Source organism: Sphingomonas sp. PAMC 26617, from assembly GCF_000242835.1.
Classification (GTDB): Bacteria; Pseudomonadota; Alphaproteobacteria; order Sphingomonadales; family Sphingomonadaceae; genus Sphingomonas.
Window position 1 is genome coordinate 1,856,726 of sequence record NZ_JH594425.1, and the last position, 17,506, is coordinate 1,874,231.

The following is a 17,506-nucleotide window of genomic DNA, read 5'->3' on the forward strand; positions in this document are numbered from 1 at the left end:
CCGTCATGCCGGGTTCGTCCCGGCATCCACCGTGGCGCGCATCCTGCGGGCGACGGACGCGAACGCCGGTGGACCCCGGGACAGGCCCGGGGTGACGGGCGTGGGACGGCATTCCCACCGTCATGCCGGGTTCGTCCCGGCATCCACCGCGGCGCGCATCCTGCGGGCAGCGGACGCGAGCGCCGGTGGACCCCGAGAGGCCCGGGGTGACGGTTGTGGGACGGCATTCCCACCGTCATGCCGGGTTCGTCCCGGCATCCACCGTGGCGCGCATCCTGCGGGCGACGGACGCGGACGCCGGTGGACCCCGGGACAGGCCCGGGGTGACGGGCGTGGGACGGCATCCCCACCGTCATGCCTGGTTCGTCCCGGCATCCACCGTGGCGCGCATGCTGCGGGCTACGGACGCGACCGCCGGTGGACCCCGGGACAGGCCCGGGGTGACGGGAGTGGGACAGCATCCCAACCGTCATGCCGGGTTCGTCCCGGCATCCACCGTGGCGCGCATCCTGCGGGCGACGGACGCGGACGCCGGTGGACCCCGGGAGGCCCGGGATGACGGTCGCTTTTGACGATGAATAAGGTGGGGAGCTTCTGTTGCTCGGTGCTCCCCGTACCGCCGGTGTCCGCTTCTGTTGCCCGGTGCGGCCCGAACCGCGCTTAGCTTAGTAACCTAGACCGTGAGGCCTTGAGTTACGCTGCAATCGCGAGTGCTTCGTTATCGTTTGCACTTGTGGTTTTGAGCCTTTTGCAGGTTACTCAGCCCGGGAAAAAACAGCGCTTTTCGAAACACGTCGATCCTGCTTCGGCCCCGTCATGACCGGTCCTGGCTGAAAGCCGTCGGGCCGGTTGTGGTGGAGCCGCCGGGTACTGCCCCCGGGTCCGTTGTATCTATTGCACGCCGCACTTTATCGCCATAGCCGGGCGAACCCGGCAAATCCGATATAGGCATTGTGTCGCGAATGGGAAGCGCACAAAATTGGGTCAGCGCCTTTGACTCGCCACAAAAGCGGTGCATGGGGTAGTGTATCATGCTGACCCAACGTTCCCGCTATGCCCTGCGTGCGATGATGTTCCTCGCTGAAGCGCCCAAGGGCGGCCCGCCCATCCCGATGAACCGCATCGCCGCGAGTGCGAATGTACCGCGAAAGTTTCTCGAGCTGATCCTCGCGGATCTGCGCGAGGCGGGGTTCCTGCACAGCCATCGCGGCAAGATGGGCGGCTATTGCCTGTCGCGCCCGACGCATCTGATTTCGCTCGGCGAGATCATCCGCGTGATCGAGGGGCCACTCGCGTTGGTGCCGTGCGTCAGCCGCACCGCCTACCGCTCGTGCAACGACTGCAAGGATGAGGCAACGTGCGCGATCCGCCACGCGATGATGCGCGTGCGCGACGAGACCGCGCGGATCCTGGATGGAACGAGCCTTGCGGATTCGATCGCCGAGGATCTGGTCGCCGCCTGACGACGGCGACCCGGCGCCTTAACGCCGCTTCAATTCGTCGCGGATTTCACGCAGCAGCGTCACGTCGGCGGGTTCGACCGGCTCGACGGGAACTTCGGGCGGCTTGGGCATCAGCCGGTTCACCGCGCGCACGACCAGGAAGATGATGAACGCGACGATTACGAAATTGACCGCCGCGGTCAGGAACGCGCCGTAGCCGAACAGCGGTACGCCCGCCTTCTTGAGCGCGGCATAGTCCGACGATCCCGCAAGCGCCGCGGGCACCTTGCCGAGCACGAGGAAATAGCTCGAGAAGTCGAGCCCGCCGGTCAGCCGCCCGATCATCGGCATGATCACGTCGTCGGTCAGCGACGTCACGATCTTGCCGAACGCCGCGCCGATGATCACCGCGACGGCGAGATCGAGCACGTTCCCCCGGGCGATGAAAGCCTTGAACTCCTTGAACATCACACGTCCCCAACCGATTTCATTTCGCGTCGCCACCGTACCCCGCTATCATGGCGATGCAAGATCTGGAGGGATCCCCACAATGAACTACCGCACCCTGTTTGTCGCATCGGCTGGTCTGGCACTGTCGGCTTCGCTGTCCGGCTGCGGGCTCAACAGCGTCCCCACGCAGGAAGAAAACGCCAAGGCGAAGTGGGCCGATGTCGAGAATTACTACCAGCGTCGCGCCGACCTGATCCCCAACCTCGTCGCGACGGTGAAGGCTGCTGGCGCGCAGGAGAAAAGCATCCTGGTCGAAGTCACGCAGGCGCGGGCCGGGGCCAACGCGGTCAAGCTGACCGCCGACCAGCTCAACGATCCGGCGAAGGTCGCGGCGTATGAGAAGGCGCAGTCCAACGTCACGCTGTCGCTCCAGCGGCTTCAGGAAGCCTATCCCGAGCTCAAGAGCCAGGCGAATTACGCGACGCTGATGGATCAGCTCGAGGGCACCGAGAACCGCATCTCGACCGCGCGCCATGACTACAATGGCGCAGTGCAGAGCTACAACACCACGATCCGGACCTTCCCCGATGCGATCGGCGCGAAGGTGTTCTACGGCGCGAAGCCGCTGGTGCCGTTCAAGGCGACGACGCCGGGTGCCGAGGCTGCTCCGGCGGTGAATTTCGGCAACGGCAATTGATCGTGGGGCTCAGAGGGCCCGTTTGATGACCATCCTGAAATCGTTCCTGCTCGCGGTGGCGGTGCTGCTTGGCACCGCTGCCGCGGACGCGCAGACCTATCCCAAATTTACCGGGCTGGTGGTCGATGCGGCCAACGTCCTGCCGCCCGCGACCGAGGCGGACCTGAACGCCAAGCTCGAGGCGTTGCAGAAGGATACCAAGCGCCAGCTGGTAGTCGCAACGATCCCCAACCTCGAAGGACGCGAGCTCGAGGAATATGGCGTCGGCCTGGGCCGCGCCTGGGGCGTCGGGTTGAAGGACGCGAACAACGGCGCGATCCTGTTCATCGCACCCAACGAGCCCAAGGGGCATCGCGGCCCCCGGATAGAGGTCGGCTACGGGCTCGAACCGTTCCTCACCGATGCCTTCACCGGTCGCGTGATCCGTGAACAGATGATCCCCAAGCTTTCGCAATCGGGGGATATCCCCGGCGCGATGGAAGCGGGCACCGATGCGCTGATCAAGCAGCTGCGCGCCTCGCCAGAGGAAGCCAAGGCGGAAACCGACGCGGCCGCGGCGGCGTTCGACAAGACTCACCAAAGAGCGCGCAATGGCGGCGGCTTCCCGATCGGGCTGGTGTTCTGGGGCCTCGTGATCGGCTTCGTCCTGCTGACCGCGATGCGTCGGCGGGGCGGCGGTGGCGGCGGCGGGGATGTCGGCGGTGGCGAGCAACGCTATCGCAGCGGCATCGCGCCAGCGATCCTGTGGGGTGCGGCATTGAGCGACTGGGGCGGCCGCTCCGGTGCGGGATCCGGCGGCGGCTGGGGCGGTGGTGGCGGCGGCGACGGTGGCTCCGATGGCGGGTCCGACGGCAGCTGGGGCGGCGGCGGCTTTACCGGTGGCGGCGGTGGGTCGTTCGGCGGCGGCGGCGCATCGGGGGATTGGTGATGGCACGGACCCCGAAACTCACGCGCGAGGACCATGCGCGGGTACTGGCGGCGGTCCAGCACGCCGAGCATGGCACCGATGGCGAGATCGTGACAATCGTTACTGATCGCTCCGATTCCTACGACGATGCCGCATTGCAGGTCGCGCTCCTCGCGATGCTGCTGGTAGTGGCGCTTGCTTCGGTCGATCCGCTGCGGATCGAACTGTGGCTCAGCGGTTTCACGCAGGGGTGGGACGCAGCGCCCGACCCGCGATTGCTGCTCGCCGGGCTGCTGGTGGTGCAGACGCTGGTGTTCCTGCTGGTACGCTGGGCCTTGTCCTACCGGCCGTTGCGGTTCGCGCTGGTGCCCAAGGCGACACGGCGCAGGCGCGTTCGGCGGCGCGCGATCCAGTATTTCAAGGTCGGCGCGGAACGGCGGACCGAGGCACGCGTCGGCATCCTGCTCTACCTTTCACGCGACGAGCGGATGGCGGAGATCGTCGCCGACGAAGGCATCCATCGCGCGGTCCCGGCGGAGCGTTGGGGGGATGCGATGGCGGCGCTGGTGCATGAGACGCGCGCCGGGAACCCGGGGGCGGGGATGGCCGCCGCGGTCGAGCGGATCGGCGCGATCCTTGCCGAGAGCTTCCCCAAGACCGAAACCGACCGCAACGAACTTCCCGACAGGCTGATCGAATTATGACCGTGGAGACCGTCTGGGCGGGCAAGTACATCAAGGTCATCAAGGACGGCACCTGGGAATATGTCTCGCGCGCGCGCGGGATCGAGGCGGCGGTGATCCTCGCGATCGACGACGGGCATGTCCTGCTGGTCGAGCAATATCGCGTGCCGCTCGGCAAGGCGTGTCTCGAGCTGCCGGCGGGCCTGGTCGGCGACGAGGAAGCGGGCGAGAGCGTGCTTGATTCGGCGGGGCGGGAGCTGGAGGAAGAAACGGGCTATCGCGCCGAGACCGTCGACTCGCTCGGGTTTTTCCATTCGTCGCCGGGGATGGTGTCGGAAGGCTTCACGCTCGTTCGCGCGCGCGGGCTTCGCCAGATTGGCGATGGCGGCGGGGTCGAGGGCGAGAACATCACCGTCCACCGCGTTCCGGTCGCGAATATCGCGGCGTTTGTCGCGGCCAAGCGCGCGGCGGGGGTGGCGATCGACGTAAAGCTGTTGCTGCTGCTCGGCGCGGGGATGCTGGCGAACTAGCGTCCGTTAGCCTCAACCCGACCTTGGGCGGACAGGCCTACACGTCGTCCCGCATCGGTCGTCTGAACGTCCGAAGTCCTGAAGCACCCGGTACGACCGCCGAAGTAGCGCGCTGTTTACCGGAAGTTGTCCGCGTAGCTCTGCAGCTTCAAGGTCCGCTCGGGCGCGGCGGCGATCGTGAAGGCAAGACCCTCGCGCTCGGCATAGGCGACCGCGGCTTCCTGCGTCGGGAAGGTCAGGCGAAGCTGATCGCGCGTGTCGCCCGAACCGGCCCAGCCGGTCAGCGGGTCGGGCCGCTTGGGCTCGGCGGGCGCGAAATCGAGCACCCAGATCGTGGTGCGGGCACGCCCGGAGGACATGGCGTTCTTGGGGCGCTGATAGATTCGGGCGGTCGACATGGGGTCTCCTTATCGTGCTTCGCGCGCGCGCGCATCTGCGTTTTTCGTCCGGAGCGTCGCGGATGCCGCGGCGGGGTCGTCGGGCCACGGATGCCGTGGATAGCGCCCACGCATTTCGCGCGCGACATCGGCCCAGCTCCCCGCCCAGAAACCAGGCAAGTCGCGCGTCGTCTGGATCGGACGTCCGGCGGGCGAGGTGAGGCTCAGCACCAGCGGCACGCGCCCGCCGCCGACCATCGGATGCACCGCAAGCCCGAACAGCGCCTGCGGCCGCAGCTCGACGCGCGGGCCGCCCTCGGCGGCGTAATCGATCGCATGGCCGCTTCCCGCCGGGCTGTGGAAGTGCGTCGGCGCGAAGCGGTCGATCAGCGTCAGCGCGTCCCAGCCGATCACCCCGCGGAGCGCATCAGTCAGCGCGCCCGAGTCGATCGCATCGAGTCGTCGCTTGCCCTCGAGCAGCGGGACCAGCCATTCGTCCGCGCGCGCCAGCAGCGATGCGTCGTCGAGCGCAAGCGCCGCACCGCCGTGCGCCGCAGCGAAGGCGGCGCGATGCCGCAGCGCCTGCGTGGCGTCGCTCCACGGCAGGCGGTCGAGCCCGTGCAACGTGATCCCAGCGAGCAGCGCGGCGGCAATGGCCTCGGGGTCGGCGTTCGAATCGGGGCCGCTCGATAGCCGCAACGCGCCGAGCCGCCGCTCGCGCTTCGCCACGACGCCGCCGGTCGCGGGATCGAACGTCACGTCGCGGTGGACCGCAATCCGGTCTCCGAACAACGTCTCGATCGTGGGCAGGTCGATGACGGCGGCGGACAGGATACGCGCGCCCGAGGCGAGCCCCTGCGTTTCGGCGACCGCGAGCCATTCGGCGCGGGCGAGGCTCGAGGTCGGGTCGAGCTTGAACCCGCGACCTCCGACGGAGGCCCATGCCTCGCCGGATGAGTCGCGCCGGCGGGCGATCCGGTCGGGGAAGGCGAGTGCGATCGCGATGGCGGTTTCATGTTCGCGGTCGCCTGTGGGGGAGGGGGCTGTTTCGGAACGGTGCGTCTGCGGCGGCCCCTCTCCCCGACCCTCTCCCCGGGGGGGAGAGGGAGAAAGCGACGTCCAGCGCCTGGCCAGTTTGCGGCCTGCTTCCGCGCGTTGGCCGCGTTCGGTGTGCCAACGGCGTCGGCGGGTGGCGAGATCGACGTCGTTGCCGCCGAGCCCGCGCTCGCCCAGCAGCACCGCGACGTCCGCCGCGATTGTGGCGAGGCCGAGTGCCCCGGCGCGTACCAGCATATGCCCCAATCGGGGCGCGAGCGGCAGGCGCGCGATTGCCGTCCCGTGCGGCGTCGGACGGCCATCCGCGTCGATCGCGTCCAGCGCCAGCAGCCGTGCGCGCGCTTCCTGCACCGCCGCCTCGCTCGGCGGATCGAGCCATGCCAGCGCACGCGGATCGGTGAGCCCCCACAAGGCGCAGTCGAGCGTCAGCGCGGACAGGTCCGCCTCCAGGATCTCGGGCGGGTCGAACCGCGGCAGACCGGCGGTCGCGGCTTCCTCCCACAGGCGATAGGCGACGCCCGGCCCCTGCCGCGCGGCCCGCCCGGCACGCTGCGTCACCGCCGCCTGGCTCGCGCGCTCGGTGACGAGCCGGGTCATCCCCGCCGCGCGATCGTAGCGCGGGCGACGCGCGAGCCCCGAATCCACCACGACGCGGATGCCGTCGAGGGTCAGGCTGGTTTCGGCGATCGACGTCGCGAGCACGACCTTGCGCGCGCCATCGCGGTCGGGCGCGATCGCGGCGCGCTGCGCGGCGGGGTCTAGACTGCCGTGGAGCTTGTGGAGGATGATCCCCGCGCCAAGCCCGTCGAGCCGTTCGGCGGTGCGTTCGATCTCCGCGACGCCGGGCAGGAACGCGAGCACCCCACCGCTTTCCTCGCGAAGCGCGAGCCGGATCGCGGCGGCGACCGAGTCCTCGATCCGCTGCTCGCCCGCGCGGCCGAGATGGCGCAGCGTCAGCGGAAACATCCGCCCTTCGCTCTCGACAACGGGCGCGTCGCCCATCAGCCCCGAGAAGCGCGACCCGTCGAGCGTCGCCGACATCGCGAGCAGCCGCAGATCGGGGCGCAACCCGCCCTGCGCATCGAGCGCGAGCGCAAGGCCGAAGTCGCTGTCCAGACTCCGTTCGTGGACTTCGTCGAACAGTACCGCCGACACGCCGCCCAGTTCGGGATCGTTCTGGATCCGCGCGACGAAAATCCCCTCGGTCACCACCGTGACGCGGGTCGCCGCCGACCGTTTCGAATCCATCCGCGTGGCATAGCCGAAGGTCTTGCCGACCGGCTCGCCCGCCTGCGCCGCCATCCGCTCGGCCGCGGCGCGCGCGGCGAGGCGGCGGGGGGAGAGCAGCAGGATCTCGCCGGTGCACCACGGTTCACCAAGCAGCGCCGGGGCGACCGCGGTGGTCTTGCCCGCGCCGGGCGGTGCCACCAGCACGGCGTTGGCGCGGGTGCGCAACGTCTCGAGCAGCGACGGCAGGACGGCATGGATGGGGAGGGCGACGGTCACGTTGCCTCCCTACCGCAGGATCGCGGGTTTGGAACGTGCGGCGTTGCGATGACGTCTTTGTCATCGCCGGCGTCCTAGTATCTCACGAACACGCGATGCTAGGCGGCTGGAATTGGAAGCGGAGTAAAGACATGGCGGGTCACGGCCATTCGCATAGCGGGCACGATCACGGACACGGCCATGGGGGGCACAGCCACGGCCATGGCGGCCACGGGCACAGCCACGCGCCCGCGAGCGGCCATGACCGTGCGTTCGCGGTCGGGATCGCGCTCAACCTGAGCTTCATCGTCGGCGAAGTCGTGTTCGGGCTGATGGCGCATTCGGTGTCGCTGCTCGCGGACGCGGGGCATAATCTGTCCGACGTGCTCGGGCTCGGCGCGGCATGGGCGGCAATTGCGCTAGGGCGGCGCTCGCCGTCGAAGCGGTTTACCTATGGGCTCAAGGGCTCGACGATCCTCGCTGCCTTGCTCAACGCGCTGCTGCTGCTCGTCGCGCTCGGCGCGATCATGCTCGAAGCGGTGCAGCGGCTTGCGGTGCCAGCGCCGGTCGACGGGCCGCTGGTGGCGTGGGTCGCGGGCGCGGGGATCCTGATCAATGGCGTCACCGCGCTGATGTTCCTGCGCGGCAGCGCGGGCGACCTCAATATCCGCGGCGCCTATCTCCATATGGCGAGCGACGCGATGGTGTCGGCGGGGGTCGTCGTTTCGGGGCTGCTGATCTGGTGGACCGGGGCGATGTGGCTCGACCCCGTCGTCAGCATCGTGATCGCGGTGCTGATCTTCCTGCAGACCTGGGGGCTGCTGCGCGAATCGGTCGAGATGTCTCTGGCAGCCGTCCCGCGCGGGATCGATTCGGATGCGGTCTGGGCGGACTTGCAGGAGCTTCCCGGTGTCGCGCGCGTGCATCACGTCCATATCTGGCCGATGAGCACGACCGAGACCGTGCTGACCGCGCATCTGGTGATGCCCGGGGGGCATCCGGGTGACGCCTTTCTCGACTCGGCGCGCGGCATGCTGAAGGAGCATTTCGGCATCGGTCACGCGACGTTGCAGGTCGAGCTGGCGACCAGCGATACGGACGCTCATGCGGGGTGCCCAGTCGACTGACCCCGTCGACTGACCCCGTAGAGAGACCGGGCCGCACGCGCTGGTCAGCGCGGCGGGGTTACGGTTCAAGCCCGGACGAGACGTTCTGGAACGTGCTGGACACCTTGGCACCCAGCGACTGCATTCCGGTAATCGCGGCGATCGCCATCAGCGCTGCGATCAGACTATATTCGATTGCAGTCGCGGCGCGAGAATTGGTCCAGAGTTTCATGCTCTTGTCCCCCAAGGCGGTTGGCCCTGACAGGAATGACGCGAAACCCCTGAAGCATCGTGAGCGGCCGCCCCCGGGAAACTACGGTAGCGTTCCGGGGCAGGCGCTCAATACGCCCGCGCGACCGCGAATTCGACGGCTTCGATCATCGCGTTCTTGGCCTGGCCGTTGGCGAAACCGCCAAGCGCATCGATTGCGCGCTGCCCGTAATGCCGGGCGCGCGCGAGCGTATCCTCGACCGCTCGAGTCGAGCGGACGAGATCGATGGCGCGTGCGAAGTCCTCGTCGCGGTTGCGATGCCCCTCGATCGCGGCCTTCCAGAAGGCGCGATCCTCGGGGTTGCCGCGCGCATAGGCGAGGATCACGGGGAGCGTCGCCTTGCCCTCGCGGAAGTCGTCGCCCGCATCCTTGCCCATCGTCCCCGCGTCGGAGACATAGTCGATCGCGTCGTCGACAAGCTGGAACGCGATTCCGAGGTTGCGCCCGTAGGAATCGAGCGCAAGCTCCTCCGCCTCGGGACGCTCGGCGACCACCGCGGAGACGCGGCAGGCGGCGGCGAACAGCGCGGCGGTCTTCGCGCCGATGATATCGAGATAGCGTTCCTCGGGGGTGTCGACCCGGCGCGCGGCGGTGAGCTGATTTACTTCACCCTCGGCGATGATCGCGCTCGCGCCCGAGAGAATACCGAGCACCTTGAGCGAGCCGTCTTCGACCATCAGCTCGAACGAGCGGCTGAACAGGAAATCGCCGACGAGCACGCTCGCGGGGTTGCCCCAGATGAGATTGGCGGTGCGCTTGCCGCGACGCAGGTCCGACCCGTCGACGACGTCGTCATGAAGCAGCGTGGCGGTATGGATGAACTCGACCGCGGCGGCGAGCCGGTGATGCCGCGTGCCGGTGTAGCTCAGCAGCCGTGCGCTCGCGAGCGTCAGCATCGGGCGCATGCGCTTGCCGCCGCCCGCGATCAGATGCCCGGCAAGTTCGGGGATCAGCGGGATCTGCGATTGCATGCGCGACAGGATCACGGCGTTGACCATGTTCATGTCGCCCGTGACAAGCTGGACCATCGGTTCGAGCGATGGAGTGGGCCGTGTGTCGCCCAGGCGGTGGATCGTGGCGGTCATCTGCGGTGCGATGTGGCCGTGCTGCGGCGCAAACGCAACCCTTTGCGGGTTGCGCTGTGCGTGGGGGTCGACCAAAAAGGCGTCTCACGGGATAGGAGCACGCTGGTGTCCGACGAAACGCTCAGCGGATATCGCCAGAGCATCGACAATATCGACGCCGCTCTGGTGTTCCTGCTCGCCGAACGGTTCAAGGTGACCAAGGCGGTCGGCAGCTACAAGGCACGGACCGGACTGCCCCCCGCCGACCCGGGTCGCGAGGACGCACAGATCGCGCGGCTGCGCGGACTTGCGCACGATGCCCAGTTGGATGCGGATTTCAGCGAGAAGTTCCTGCGGTTCATCATCGACGAGGTGATCCGGCATCATGAGCGGGTGCGGGAGGCGGATTAGGGCGGGGGCGTCGCGCGAGCGGTTACGTGATTCCCACTAACTCGCGACGCTGACACACTACAGGTGCGGCAACCGCTTCCTTGCCCTGCTTGCTTTTGGGCAGCAAAGCGGAACGATCGGAAGCGCTCACGTGCGGACATCGGTCGGTTGGTCAGTCTTGTCCGATGATAACCCGTAACCATGCAATTAGCTGGTTCGCCTCGCTTCTTAGTGGATGCAGTCTTGTCCGAACGACACTGCCGCATAACTTCAAGATGCCCGCGAAGCGCGCACCGCGTTACAGCGCTGCGGTACCGCACCAAATAGCATTACGGGGATGGTCGACGAGGATAACACGTTTTTCATTGGGCGAAACGCTGTTGATTCGTCTCCGTTGCCTGAAACAGGGTTCAGGTTTGTCATCGGATGGGTCGAATATCTCAGATTAAGGTTTGGTCCTATCGGATGTTAAGCCAGTGCTCGGTAACGTCATGATTCCGACAAAGCTGGACGTTAAAAAATTGATTATATGCACCGTGGATATAACCAATTTATATTGGAGAGGGGCAATTTTAGATGTTTCTTTTGGCTTTCATTGTTTGGAAATTGGCGATCACCCCTTTGCCGCAGGCAAATAATGGCATTGGACCGAAGCCTATAGGGGGTGCCGGTTCATTGTTCCGCGTTGGAGATATACCAGTATCCGGAGTACGTATGAACAGAGACACGGTGCGTATTGCCCTCACAATTGACGCGGACGGTTCACCAATTTCGTGCAAAATTATTATCTCAAGTGGCAATCGAAACCTTGATGAAACTACGTGCCTTTCCTCTCTGAAACGAGGTCATTTCATTCCAGCACGAGACGAGGAATTAACACCAATCACAAGTGTGTGGCCCACAACAGTCAAATGGGGTGAGTCCCATCCTCATCTTGAGGAGCAAATCAACGCGTCGGATATAGTTCTGACCGTCAGTAAGCTTCCTACAGGCAGCCTTTTGCCGGTGGAGGTCAGAGAAATCATCGATAGCAAAGGTAATCAGCGCAGTTGCTCATCCAACGAAGCATCGCTGTATCTACCTTATGAATCCTTGGCTTGCAACATGCTGGCGAAGTTGCAAGGTCGTGCCGAAAAGGATCGGTCGGGAAGACCTGTAAAAACCATGGTAATTAGTCGGGTATTATTCACTTCCACCCCTCTCGCTATTGCGTCGTCGGGAGCTGGACGAATATTTAGGATAACTGACAGGTAATATGCAGGTGCAATGTCGCGGTACGCATGCTCGATGATGGCATAAAATTTGGCCTTACAGCTATTCACCATCTTCTGCCATCAACGGGCGGGGAGCCGACGCCCCAACCACCCTCCCAAAACGCAATCGCGCTGTACCCGCGCGCGAAGCGATGGCAGACGGTGCCGCGTCTTCCGACCAATGCGCCACCCGCATCGGTCCGCACCAGGAGTAGCTGATGGCCTTGAATCCCGGCGGATCGTCCGCCCAAGCACCCGCCGCGGGGGATGCCGACAAGGGCGTCAACGCGCCCGACCTGCAGGTCTTCGTCTTCGCGCTGTTCTTCATCTTCGGCGGGATCACCAGTCTCAACGACGTGATCATCCCCAAGCTCAAGGACCTGTTCACGCTTAATTACGGTCAGGCGCTGCTGGTCCAGTCGGCGTTCTTCGCGGCCTATTTCGTCTTCTCGCTGCCTGCCGCCGCGATCGTGCGCAAGCTCGGCTACATGCAGACCGCGTCGGTCGGGCTGCTGCTGATGACGCTTGGCTGCGTGCTGTTCATCCCGGCGTCGTCGTCGGGGACGTTCATCGTCTTCCTGATGGCGCTGTTCGTTCTCGCGATCGGCATCACCACGGTGCAGGTCGTGGCCAACCCGCTGATCAGCCTGCTGGGTGCGCCAAAGACCGCATCGAGCCGGCTCACCTTCGCGCAGTTCTTCAACTCGCTCGGCACCACGATCTTCCCGATCGTCGGGTCGATCCTGATCCTCGGCAATCTCGCCAAGGTTGATTCGAAGACGCTGACCGGCGCCGCGCTCGACGCGCATCGCACCGCGGAGACGCAGGTCGTCGTCCACACCTATCTGGGGCTCGCGATTGCGCTGGTGCTGGTCGCGGTCGTCGTGTGGTCGCGGCGCAAGCGATTGCCGCATACGGTCGAGCAGCATGGCAGCATCCTCCAGGCGTTCGAGTTGCTCAAGCGCCCGCGCTTCGCGTTCGGGACGGCGTGCATCTTCCTCTATGTCGGCGCCGAAGTCGCGATCGGGTCGCTGATCGTCAGCTATCTCGAGCAGCCCACCACCATGGCGTTCGATCCGGTCACCGCGGGCAAGCACGTTGCCTATTACTGGGGCGGCGCGATGGTCGGGCGCTTCATCGGCGCGTTCGTGCTGCGCGTGGTCTCGCCGGGTAAGGTGCTGGCGGGCGTCGCGATCGGCGCGATGGCGCTGATCGCGCTGTCGACGCACAGCACCGGCGCAATCGCCGGCTGGTCACTGCTCGCGATCGGGCTGATGAACTCGATCATGTTCCCGACGATCTTCAGTCTGGCGAGCGAAGGGCTCGGCGCACGCGCGGCGGAGGGGTCGGGGATCATCGCGACCGCGATCGTCGGCGGGGCAATCGTGCCGCCGCTGACCGGGGTGCTGGCGGATAACTCGACGCTGCAGTTCGCACTGCTGGTGCCTGCGCTCTGCTATCTGGTGATCGCAGGCTACGGCATCTTCACCCGCAAGCCGTCGGTGGCCTGACGGGGGTCGGCGCGGCTCGCTCCCGGAGGAGCGGGTCGCGCCAAAACAATTACGGCATCGAGATCTGGACGATCGCGTCGATCTCGACCGCGGCACCAAGCGGCAGCGCCGACACACCGACCGCGCTGCGCGCATGCTTGCCGGCTTCGCCGAACAGCTCGACCATCAGGTTCGACGCGCCGTTGGCGACCTTGGGCTGATCAGTGAACTCCGCAGTCGAATTGACGAACACGCCGAGCTTGACGATCCGCTCGACCCGGTGAAGCCCGCCGAGCGCCGCCTTGATCTGCGCAACCAGCATCAGCGCGCACGCCTGCGCGGCTTCCATCCCGCCGTCGATGTCGACCGAATCGCCGAGCCGACCCGTGATCAGCGCGCCGTCCTTGAACGGCAATTGCCCCGAGATGTGCAGCAGCCCGTTGACCTCGACCGTCGGCACATAGGACGCGACCGGCGCGGCGGCAGCGGGGAGGGTAAGGCCGAGCTCGGCAAGCTTGTGGTCGATACGGTCGGTCATGGAAGGCTCCTGGGAATGAACGGGGTCAGGCCGGCTGGCCGGCAGCAAAACGGTCCGCGATCCAGCGTTCCGCGACCTGCCAGTCGTCGATGCGGATATGCGCATCGGGGGCGGGGGGAACGTTGGGCGCAAGGCTCGGCTCGGAAACCATGTGGACGCGGTGGACGCCCGGCGCGTGCTTGGCGACCGAGCTGTGGTGCATCGCGAGATCGTCGACGAAGACGGTGACCGGATCGCCGAACTCGGCGACCAGCCGCGCGACCGGATCGCCCTTGCCGCCCTGGTTGGTCTCGACCCGATACGCCATGTCGTGGCCGAGCAGCTGCGCGATGCGTGGTTCGCGGTTGTGATCGCCCAGATTGGTGAGGATCACGACGTCGGCCACCTTCGACAGTGCGGCGAGCGCCTCGCGCGCGTGCGGGACGAGCGTCTGGCGGCCCATTTCGTTCGGGAAGAACCCGTCGAGCAATTCCCACATCTCGTCCCGCGTCGGCGGCGGCGCGCCATTGCGGCGCGACATGCTGTTGGCGAAATCGCCGCCCTCGATCGCGAAATCGATATCGTGCGCCTCGCGCAGCCAGACGCCGAAATGCCGGACCATATGGAGCAGCACTTCGTCGCAATCACAGATCAACAGGCCCTTCACGCATAGTCTCCGGTATCGGTCGGGCCATCGAGCGCGGCATGCGCCCGGGCCAGGTCTTCGGGGCGCACGTCGAGGCCGTCGGCGCAGGCGATCAGGTCGGGTTCATGCGCGAGCAGGAACGCCAGCGTCGCGGACAGGACCGCGGGATCGCTTGCGCGCGCGCGCAGGTCGGACGGGGTCAGGCCGGTCACGTCGAGCAAGCGCAGCGCACGCTCGGGCTCGGCCAGTGTCCATACCAGCGCACGGAGCGCAAGCTCCGACGGATCGTTGTTTGTCACGGAGGGGCGCATTGCGTATGAGGAGGTCCCATGGACGATGAAAGCTCGGGCGTGGCAAAAAGGGTGCTCGTTGTCGAGGACAACGAACTCAACCTCAAACTTTTCTGCGACCTGCTGGAGGCGCACGAATATGCGACCGAAGGCGTGCGCGACGGGCGCGAGGCGGTGGTCCGCGCGCGCGAGTTCCGCCCTGACCTGATCGTGATGGATATCCAGTTGCCGCATGTCAGTGGCTACGACCTGATCCTGCAACTGAAGGCGGACCCGGTGCTCCGGTCGATCCCGGTGATGGCGGTGACCGCTTATGCCGGCCGCGAGGACGAGGAACGGATCCGCGCGGCGGGGGCGGATGCCTATGTCTCCAAGCCGATCTCGCTGATCCGCTTCGTCGATGCGGTGGCCGCGTTGCTCTAACTGCTCCCCATCCGTTCGTTTCGAGCGGAATCGAGAAACCGGCGCTGTGCCCGGTTTCTCGACTACGATCGAAACGAACGGGCAGAGGGGCGTTCGGGAAAGACACCAACTCGCGAGACGATCCATCCCGCCAGGCCACGCAAAAAAGCCGCAAGGCTATCGCTCGCGGCTTTCGGCCAAGGGCGGACCCCCGGCAAAGGCAAACCGCAAAAGCGGTTTACTTGATCTTGGCTTCCTTGAACTCGACGTGCTTGCGCACGACGGGATCGTACTTGCTGAAGCTCAGCTTCTCGGTCTTGGTACGCGGGTTCTTCTTCGTGGTGTAGAAGAAGCCAGTGTCCGCCGTGCTGACGAGCTTGATCTTGACCGTGGTCGGCTTTGCCATGACCTGAATTCCTGTGATCTGAAAATGCAAAAGCGGCGAACCGGTCGCCGCTCTTAAGCGCTGTCCGATGGCGGATGCGGCGGCCGATGTCAAGTCGGCTGTGGCATATAGGCGTGACCGTCGCGGTCTTTAACGCGACCTTTACGGGCGCTGCCGCATCCGGCCGTGCAAGGGAGTATCCTGCCATGATGCCAGCGTCCGTCATCGAATCGCCCGACCCCGCCGCGCTTGTCGAGCGGGTGACGCGAGTCGCGGCATGTGCCGGAAATCTGCCGTTTTCAGCCCTCGAGGCAGAGCTGGCGGCGATACGCGCGGCGGCCCTCGCCTGTGGTCATTTCCCTGCCGTTTCGGTGGCGCAGGCCATCTCGGCCGCGCTGGAGCGTGGCGAGCGTGGCGCACTCGTGAATGCGTGGCTGGGTGTCCTGCGCGACGCGGTTCTTCCCGGACGCCCCGTGCAGCGCATGCGACTCGCTAGCTGATTCGCGCCCCCAATGGATGCACTGATGGCCGCGCTGGTCGTGGCGTTGATGGTTCAGGCTAGCGACCGCACCGCGCTGACCAGTGCGCTGCTGGGGACGCGTTATGCCGGCAAGGGCGGCGTTCTCGTGGGGCTGGCGCTCGCGCTCGCGCTGGGCAATGCGGCGGGGGCGGTCGGCGGATGGCTGATCGCGCCGCTTCTCTCGCCCCAGGCTGCGGACCTGCTCGTCGCGCTGGCGATCGTTTCGGCGGGGACAAGCGCGCTCTGGCCGATCCGGCTGCGGGCGCTGCCGGGGCGTTACGGTGGCTTCGCGACGGCACTGTTCGCGGTCGGTCTGCTTGCCATCGGGGATCGCACCCAATTCGTCACCGCCGCGCTCGCCGCGCGGACGCCCATGCCCGCGCTTCCGGCGATCGGCGCGACGCTGGGGGCGCTGGCGGTCAACATTCCGGCAGTAATGCTGGGAGAGCGTAGGATCCGCCGCCTGCCACTGACGGCGATCCGGCTGGGGGCCGCGGGTTTGCTGCTGTTGAGCGGGACGTTCCAGGCGCTCTCGGCGCTTCGGTTGATCTAGCGGCTCGCTTTCTGCCGGCGAGGGCGGGCGGAAGACTGGCGCTGCCACGCTGCGCGAGGGCAATCGCGCGCTGATCGAGAGCGATCGCAAGGGCTGAACGAGATCGCTCAGCGCGTCGCCGGGCCGAGGGTCAGCAACCAGAGATCCGGGGGCGCGTTGACGCGAAACGGGACGATGCTCGTGCCCACGCCTGCGGTGACGAGCGTGATGCCGCGCGACGTCCGGGAGATCCCGCACCGGTAATTCGACGCGGCGACGGCATTGGTCAGCCCGAACGGTTCGAGATCGACCTGACCGCAATGCGTGTGGCCGACCAGCTCAAGCGTGATTCCGCCGTCGAGCAAGGCGGTGCTGCTGCTGTGCGACAAGGCGATCGGAATCCCGGGCAAGAGCCGCACCGCCGCAAGCGTCTTCGGGATATCCTGACGGCCATGCAGAAGGTCGTCGATCCCCGCGATCGTCAATCCGCCACGCGCGACCGCTTCGTTGCGTAGAACACGGATTCCCGCAGCCCGAAGTGCGCGAAGGATGATGGCGGGGTCGGTATCATAATCATGGTTCCCCATCACCGCGACGATGCTGAGCGGCGCGCGCAATGCCGCAAGCGGCGCGACCAGGTGCGGCGCGAAGATGCGCGCGGGCTTCGCCCGATGCCCCGCGATATAGTCGCCCGCGAGCAGCACCAGATCCGGCTTCAGCCCGTTGACCTGTCCCACGATCCGCCGCAGCCGCGCGGCATCCATCGACTCATTGCCAATATGGATGTCGCTGAGCACGGCGACGCGAACCGGGGCGATGCTGCGGGGCCAGTCCCGAAACCCGATCTGGCCGCGCCGCACGATTGGATCGATCCGCGCATTGTGATGCGCCCACGCGAACAGCGCGACCGCGACGATCATTCCCAGCAGGAGGCAGGAGCGCAGGAAAGCCATGCCGCGCGCCTAGCGGGATGCCGGCATTACCGCCACCGATGATACCGCTGGCGGAACAAC

The 17,506-nt window shown here is 66.3% G+C and carries 22 protein-coding genes and 1 other RNA gene; 12 read left to right on the forward strand and 11 right to left on the reverse strand.

Annotated elements, in window-relative coordinates:
* Nucleotides 1–621: 621 nt before the first annotated feature.
* Nucleotides 622–973, reverse strand: a transfer-messenger RNA (tmRNA) gene (ssrA, locus tag RH91_RS21580).
* Nucleotides 974–1,031: 58 nt separating this feature from the next.
* On the opposite strand from ssrA, the gene RH91_RS08135 reads away from it, so the two are divergent.
* Nucleotides 1,032–1,463, forward strand: coding sequence for an RrF2 family transcriptional regulator (locus RH91_RS08135; protein ID WP_010162171.1), 432 nt, complete (start codon nucleotides 1,032–1,034; stop codon nucleotides 1,461–1,463).
* Between the two features lie 18 nt (nucleotides 1,464–1,481).
* Here RH91_RS08135 and mscL read toward each other — a convergent pair whose 3' ends face one another.
* Nucleotides 1,482–1,910, reverse strand: coding sequence for a large conductance mechanosensitive channel protein MscL (gene mscL, locus RH91_RS08140; protein WP_010162172.1), 429 nt, complete (start codon nucleotides 1,908–1,910; stop codon nucleotides 1,482–1,484).
* A gap of 82 nt (nucleotides 1,911–1,992) precedes the next feature.
* Here mscL and RH91_RS08145 point away from each other — a divergent pair, with 82 nt between their 5' ends.
* From RH91_RS08145 to RH91_RS08160, 4 genes are read left to right on the forward strand one after another with little or no spacing between them, the layout of a single operon-like run.
* Complete coding sequence (locus tag RH91_RS08145) at nucleotides 1,993–2,589, forward strand: LemA family protein (RefSeq protein WP_010162173.1); 597 nt, start codon at nucleotides 1,993–1,995, stop codon at nucleotides 2,587–2,589.
* A gap of 25 nt (nucleotides 2,590–2,614) precedes the next feature.
* Nucleotides 2,615–3,517: a TPM domain-containing protein gene (locus RH91_RS08150; protein WP_029623703.1), complete on the forward strand. Its 903-nt coding sequence runs from the start codon at nucleotides 2,615–2,617 to the stop codon at nucleotides 3,515–3,517.
* The gene (locus RH91_RS08155; protein WP_010162176.1) at nucleotides 3,517–4,200 is read left to right on the forward strand and encodes a TPM domain-containing protein; all 684 of its coding nucleotides are present in this window, start codon (nucleotides 3,517–3,519) and stop codon (nucleotides 4,198–4,200) included. Before RH91_RS08150 ends, RH91_RS08155 begins: the two co-directional genes overlap by 1 nt.
* On the forward strand, nucleotides 4,197–4,709 hold the full coding sequence (locus RH91_RS08160) for an NUDIX hydrolase (protein WP_010162177.1): 513 nt from the start codon (nucleotides 4,197–4,199) through the stop codon (nucleotides 4,707–4,709). The genes RH91_RS08155 and RH91_RS08160 overlap by 4 nt, the downstream gene beginning before the upstream one ends.
* A 116-nt stretch (nucleotides 4,710–4,825) precedes the next feature.
* Here RH91_RS08160 and RH91_RS08165 read toward each other — a convergent pair whose 3' ends face one another.
* A complete protein-coding gene (locus RH91_RS08165; RefSeq protein WP_010162178.1) occupies nucleotides 4,826–5,107 on the reverse strand; it encodes an ETC complex I subunit in 282 nt (93 codons plus the stop codon).
* Between the two features lie 9 nt (nucleotides 5,108–5,116).
* The gene (gene hrpB / locus RH91_RS08170) at nucleotides 5,117–7,648 is read right to left on the reverse strand and encodes an ATP-dependent helicase HrpB (protein ID WP_010162179.1); all 2,532 of its coding nucleotides are present in this window, start codon (nucleotides 7,646–7,648) and stop codon (nucleotides 5,117–5,119) included.
* Nucleotides 7,649–7,779: 131 nt separating this feature from the next.
* Between hrpB and RH91_RS08175 the strand changes: the two genes are divergently transcribed.
* Nucleotides 7,780–8,754: a cation diffusion facilitator family transporter gene (locus tag RH91_RS08175; RefSeq protein ID WP_010162180.1), complete on the forward strand. Its 975-nt coding sequence runs from the start codon at nucleotides 7,780–7,782 to the stop codon at nucleotides 8,752–8,754.
* A 58-nt stretch (nucleotides 8,755–8,812) separates the two neighbouring features.
* On the opposite strand, the gene RH91_RS08180 is transcribed toward RH91_RS08175, so the two are convergent.
* Together RH91_RS08180 and RH91_RS08185 are read right to left on the reverse strand one after the other, a co-directional pair.
* The gene (locus RH91_RS08180) at nucleotides 8,813–8,965 is read right to left on the reverse strand and encodes a Flp family type IVb pilin (RefSeq protein ID WP_010162181.1); all 153 of its coding nucleotides are present in this window, start codon (nucleotides 8,963–8,965) and stop codon (nucleotides 8,813–8,815) included.
* A gap of 107 nt (nucleotides 8,966–9,072) precedes the next feature.
* Nucleotides 9,073–10,089 (reverse strand): polyprenyl synthetase family protein, encoded by a 1,017-nt coding sequence (locus RH91_RS08185; protein ID WP_010162182.1) that lies wholly within the window; start codon nucleotides 10,087–10,089, stop codon nucleotides 9,073–9,075.
* Between the two features lie 105 nt (nucleotides 10,090–10,194).
* Between RH91_RS08185 and RH91_RS08190 the strand changes: the two genes are divergently transcribed.
* From RH91_RS08190 to RH91_RS08195, 3 genes are all read left to right on the forward strand, one after another.
* Entirely contained in the window at nucleotides 10,195–10,479 is a 285-nt protein-coding gene (locus RH91_RS08190; protein ID WP_010162183.1) for a chorismate mutase, read from the forward strand.
* A gap of 555 nt (nucleotides 10,480–11,034) precedes the next feature.
* On the forward strand, nucleotides 11,035–11,712 hold the full coding sequence (locus RH91_RS22325; RefSeq protein ID WP_157136881.1) for an energy transducer TonB family protein: 678 nt from the start codon (nucleotides 11,035–11,037) through the stop codon (nucleotides 11,710–11,712).
* 217 nt (nucleotides 11,713–11,929) lie between these two features.
* Nucleotides 11,930–13,222: a sugar MFS transporter gene (locus tag RH91_RS08195; RefSeq protein WP_010162184.1), complete on the forward strand. Its 1,293-nt coding sequence runs from the start codon at nucleotides 11,930–11,932 to the stop codon at nucleotides 13,220–13,222.
* A 49-nt stretch (nucleotides 13,223–13,271) separates the two neighbouring features.
* Here RH91_RS08195 and RH91_RS08200 read toward each other — a convergent pair whose 3' ends face one another.
* From RH91_RS08200 to RH91_RS08210, 3 genes are read right to left on the reverse strand one after another with little or no spacing between them, the layout of a single operon-like run.
* Nucleotides 13,272–13,739: a RidA family protein gene (locus RH91_RS08200; RefSeq protein WP_010162185.1), complete on the reverse strand. Its 468-nt coding sequence runs from the start codon at nucleotides 13,737–13,739 to the stop codon at nucleotides 13,272–13,274.
* A 25-nt stretch (nucleotides 13,740–13,764) separates the two neighbouring features.
* Complete coding sequence (locus tag RH91_RS08205; RefSeq protein WP_010162186.1) at nucleotides 13,765–14,385, reverse strand: hypothetical protein; 621 nt, start codon at nucleotides 14,383–14,385, stop codon at nucleotides 13,765–13,767.
* Nucleotides 14,382–14,675 (reverse strand): DUF3572 domain-containing protein, encoded by a 294-nt coding sequence (locus RH91_RS08210; protein ID WP_010162187.1) that lies wholly within the window; start codon nucleotides 14,673–14,675, stop codon nucleotides 14,382–14,384. The genes RH91_RS08205 and RH91_RS08210 overlap by 4 nt, the downstream gene beginning before the upstream one ends.
* A 39-nt stretch (nucleotides 14,676–14,714) precedes the next feature.
* Between RH91_RS08210 and RH91_RS08215 the strand changes: the two genes are divergently transcribed.
* Nucleotides 14,715–15,077, forward strand: coding sequence for a response regulator (locus RH91_RS08215; RefSeq protein WP_010162188.1), 363 nt, complete (start codon nucleotides 14,715–14,717; stop codon nucleotides 15,075–15,077).
* Between the two features lie 217 nt (nucleotides 15,078–15,294).
* On the opposite strand, the gene rpmG is transcribed toward RH91_RS08215, so the two are convergent.
* Nucleotides 15,295–15,462, reverse strand: coding sequence for a 50S ribosomal protein L33 (rpmG, locus tag RH91_RS08220; RefSeq protein WP_010162189.1), 168 nt, complete (start codon nucleotides 15,460–15,462; stop codon nucleotides 15,295–15,297).
* Between the two features lie 185 nt (nucleotides 15,463–15,647).
* Between rpmG and RH91_RS08225 the strand changes: the two genes are divergently transcribed.
* Together RH91_RS08225 and RH91_RS08230 are read left to right on the forward strand one after the other, a co-directional pair.
* Nucleotides 15,648–15,941: a hypothetical protein gene (locus RH91_RS08225; RefSeq protein ID WP_232283438.1), complete on the forward strand. Its 294-nt coding sequence runs from the start codon at nucleotides 15,648–15,650 to the stop codon at nucleotides 15,939–15,941.
* A 24-nt stretch (nucleotides 15,942–15,965) separates the two neighbouring features.
* A complete protein-coding gene (locus RH91_RS08230; protein WP_232283439.1) occupies nucleotides 15,966–16,514 on the forward strand; it encodes a TMEM165/GDT1 family protein in 549 nt (182 codons plus the stop codon).
* Nucleotides 16,515–16,621: 107 nt separating this feature from the next.
* Here RH91_RS08230 and RH91_RS08235 read toward each other — a convergent pair whose 3' ends face one another.
* Nucleotides 16,622–17,446, reverse strand: a complete 825-nt coding sequence (locus tag RH91_RS08235; RefSeq protein WP_029623704.1) for a metallophosphoesterase — start codon at nucleotides 17,444–17,446, stop codon at nucleotides 16,622–16,624.
* Nucleotides 17,447–17,506 lie beyond the last annotated feature (60 nt).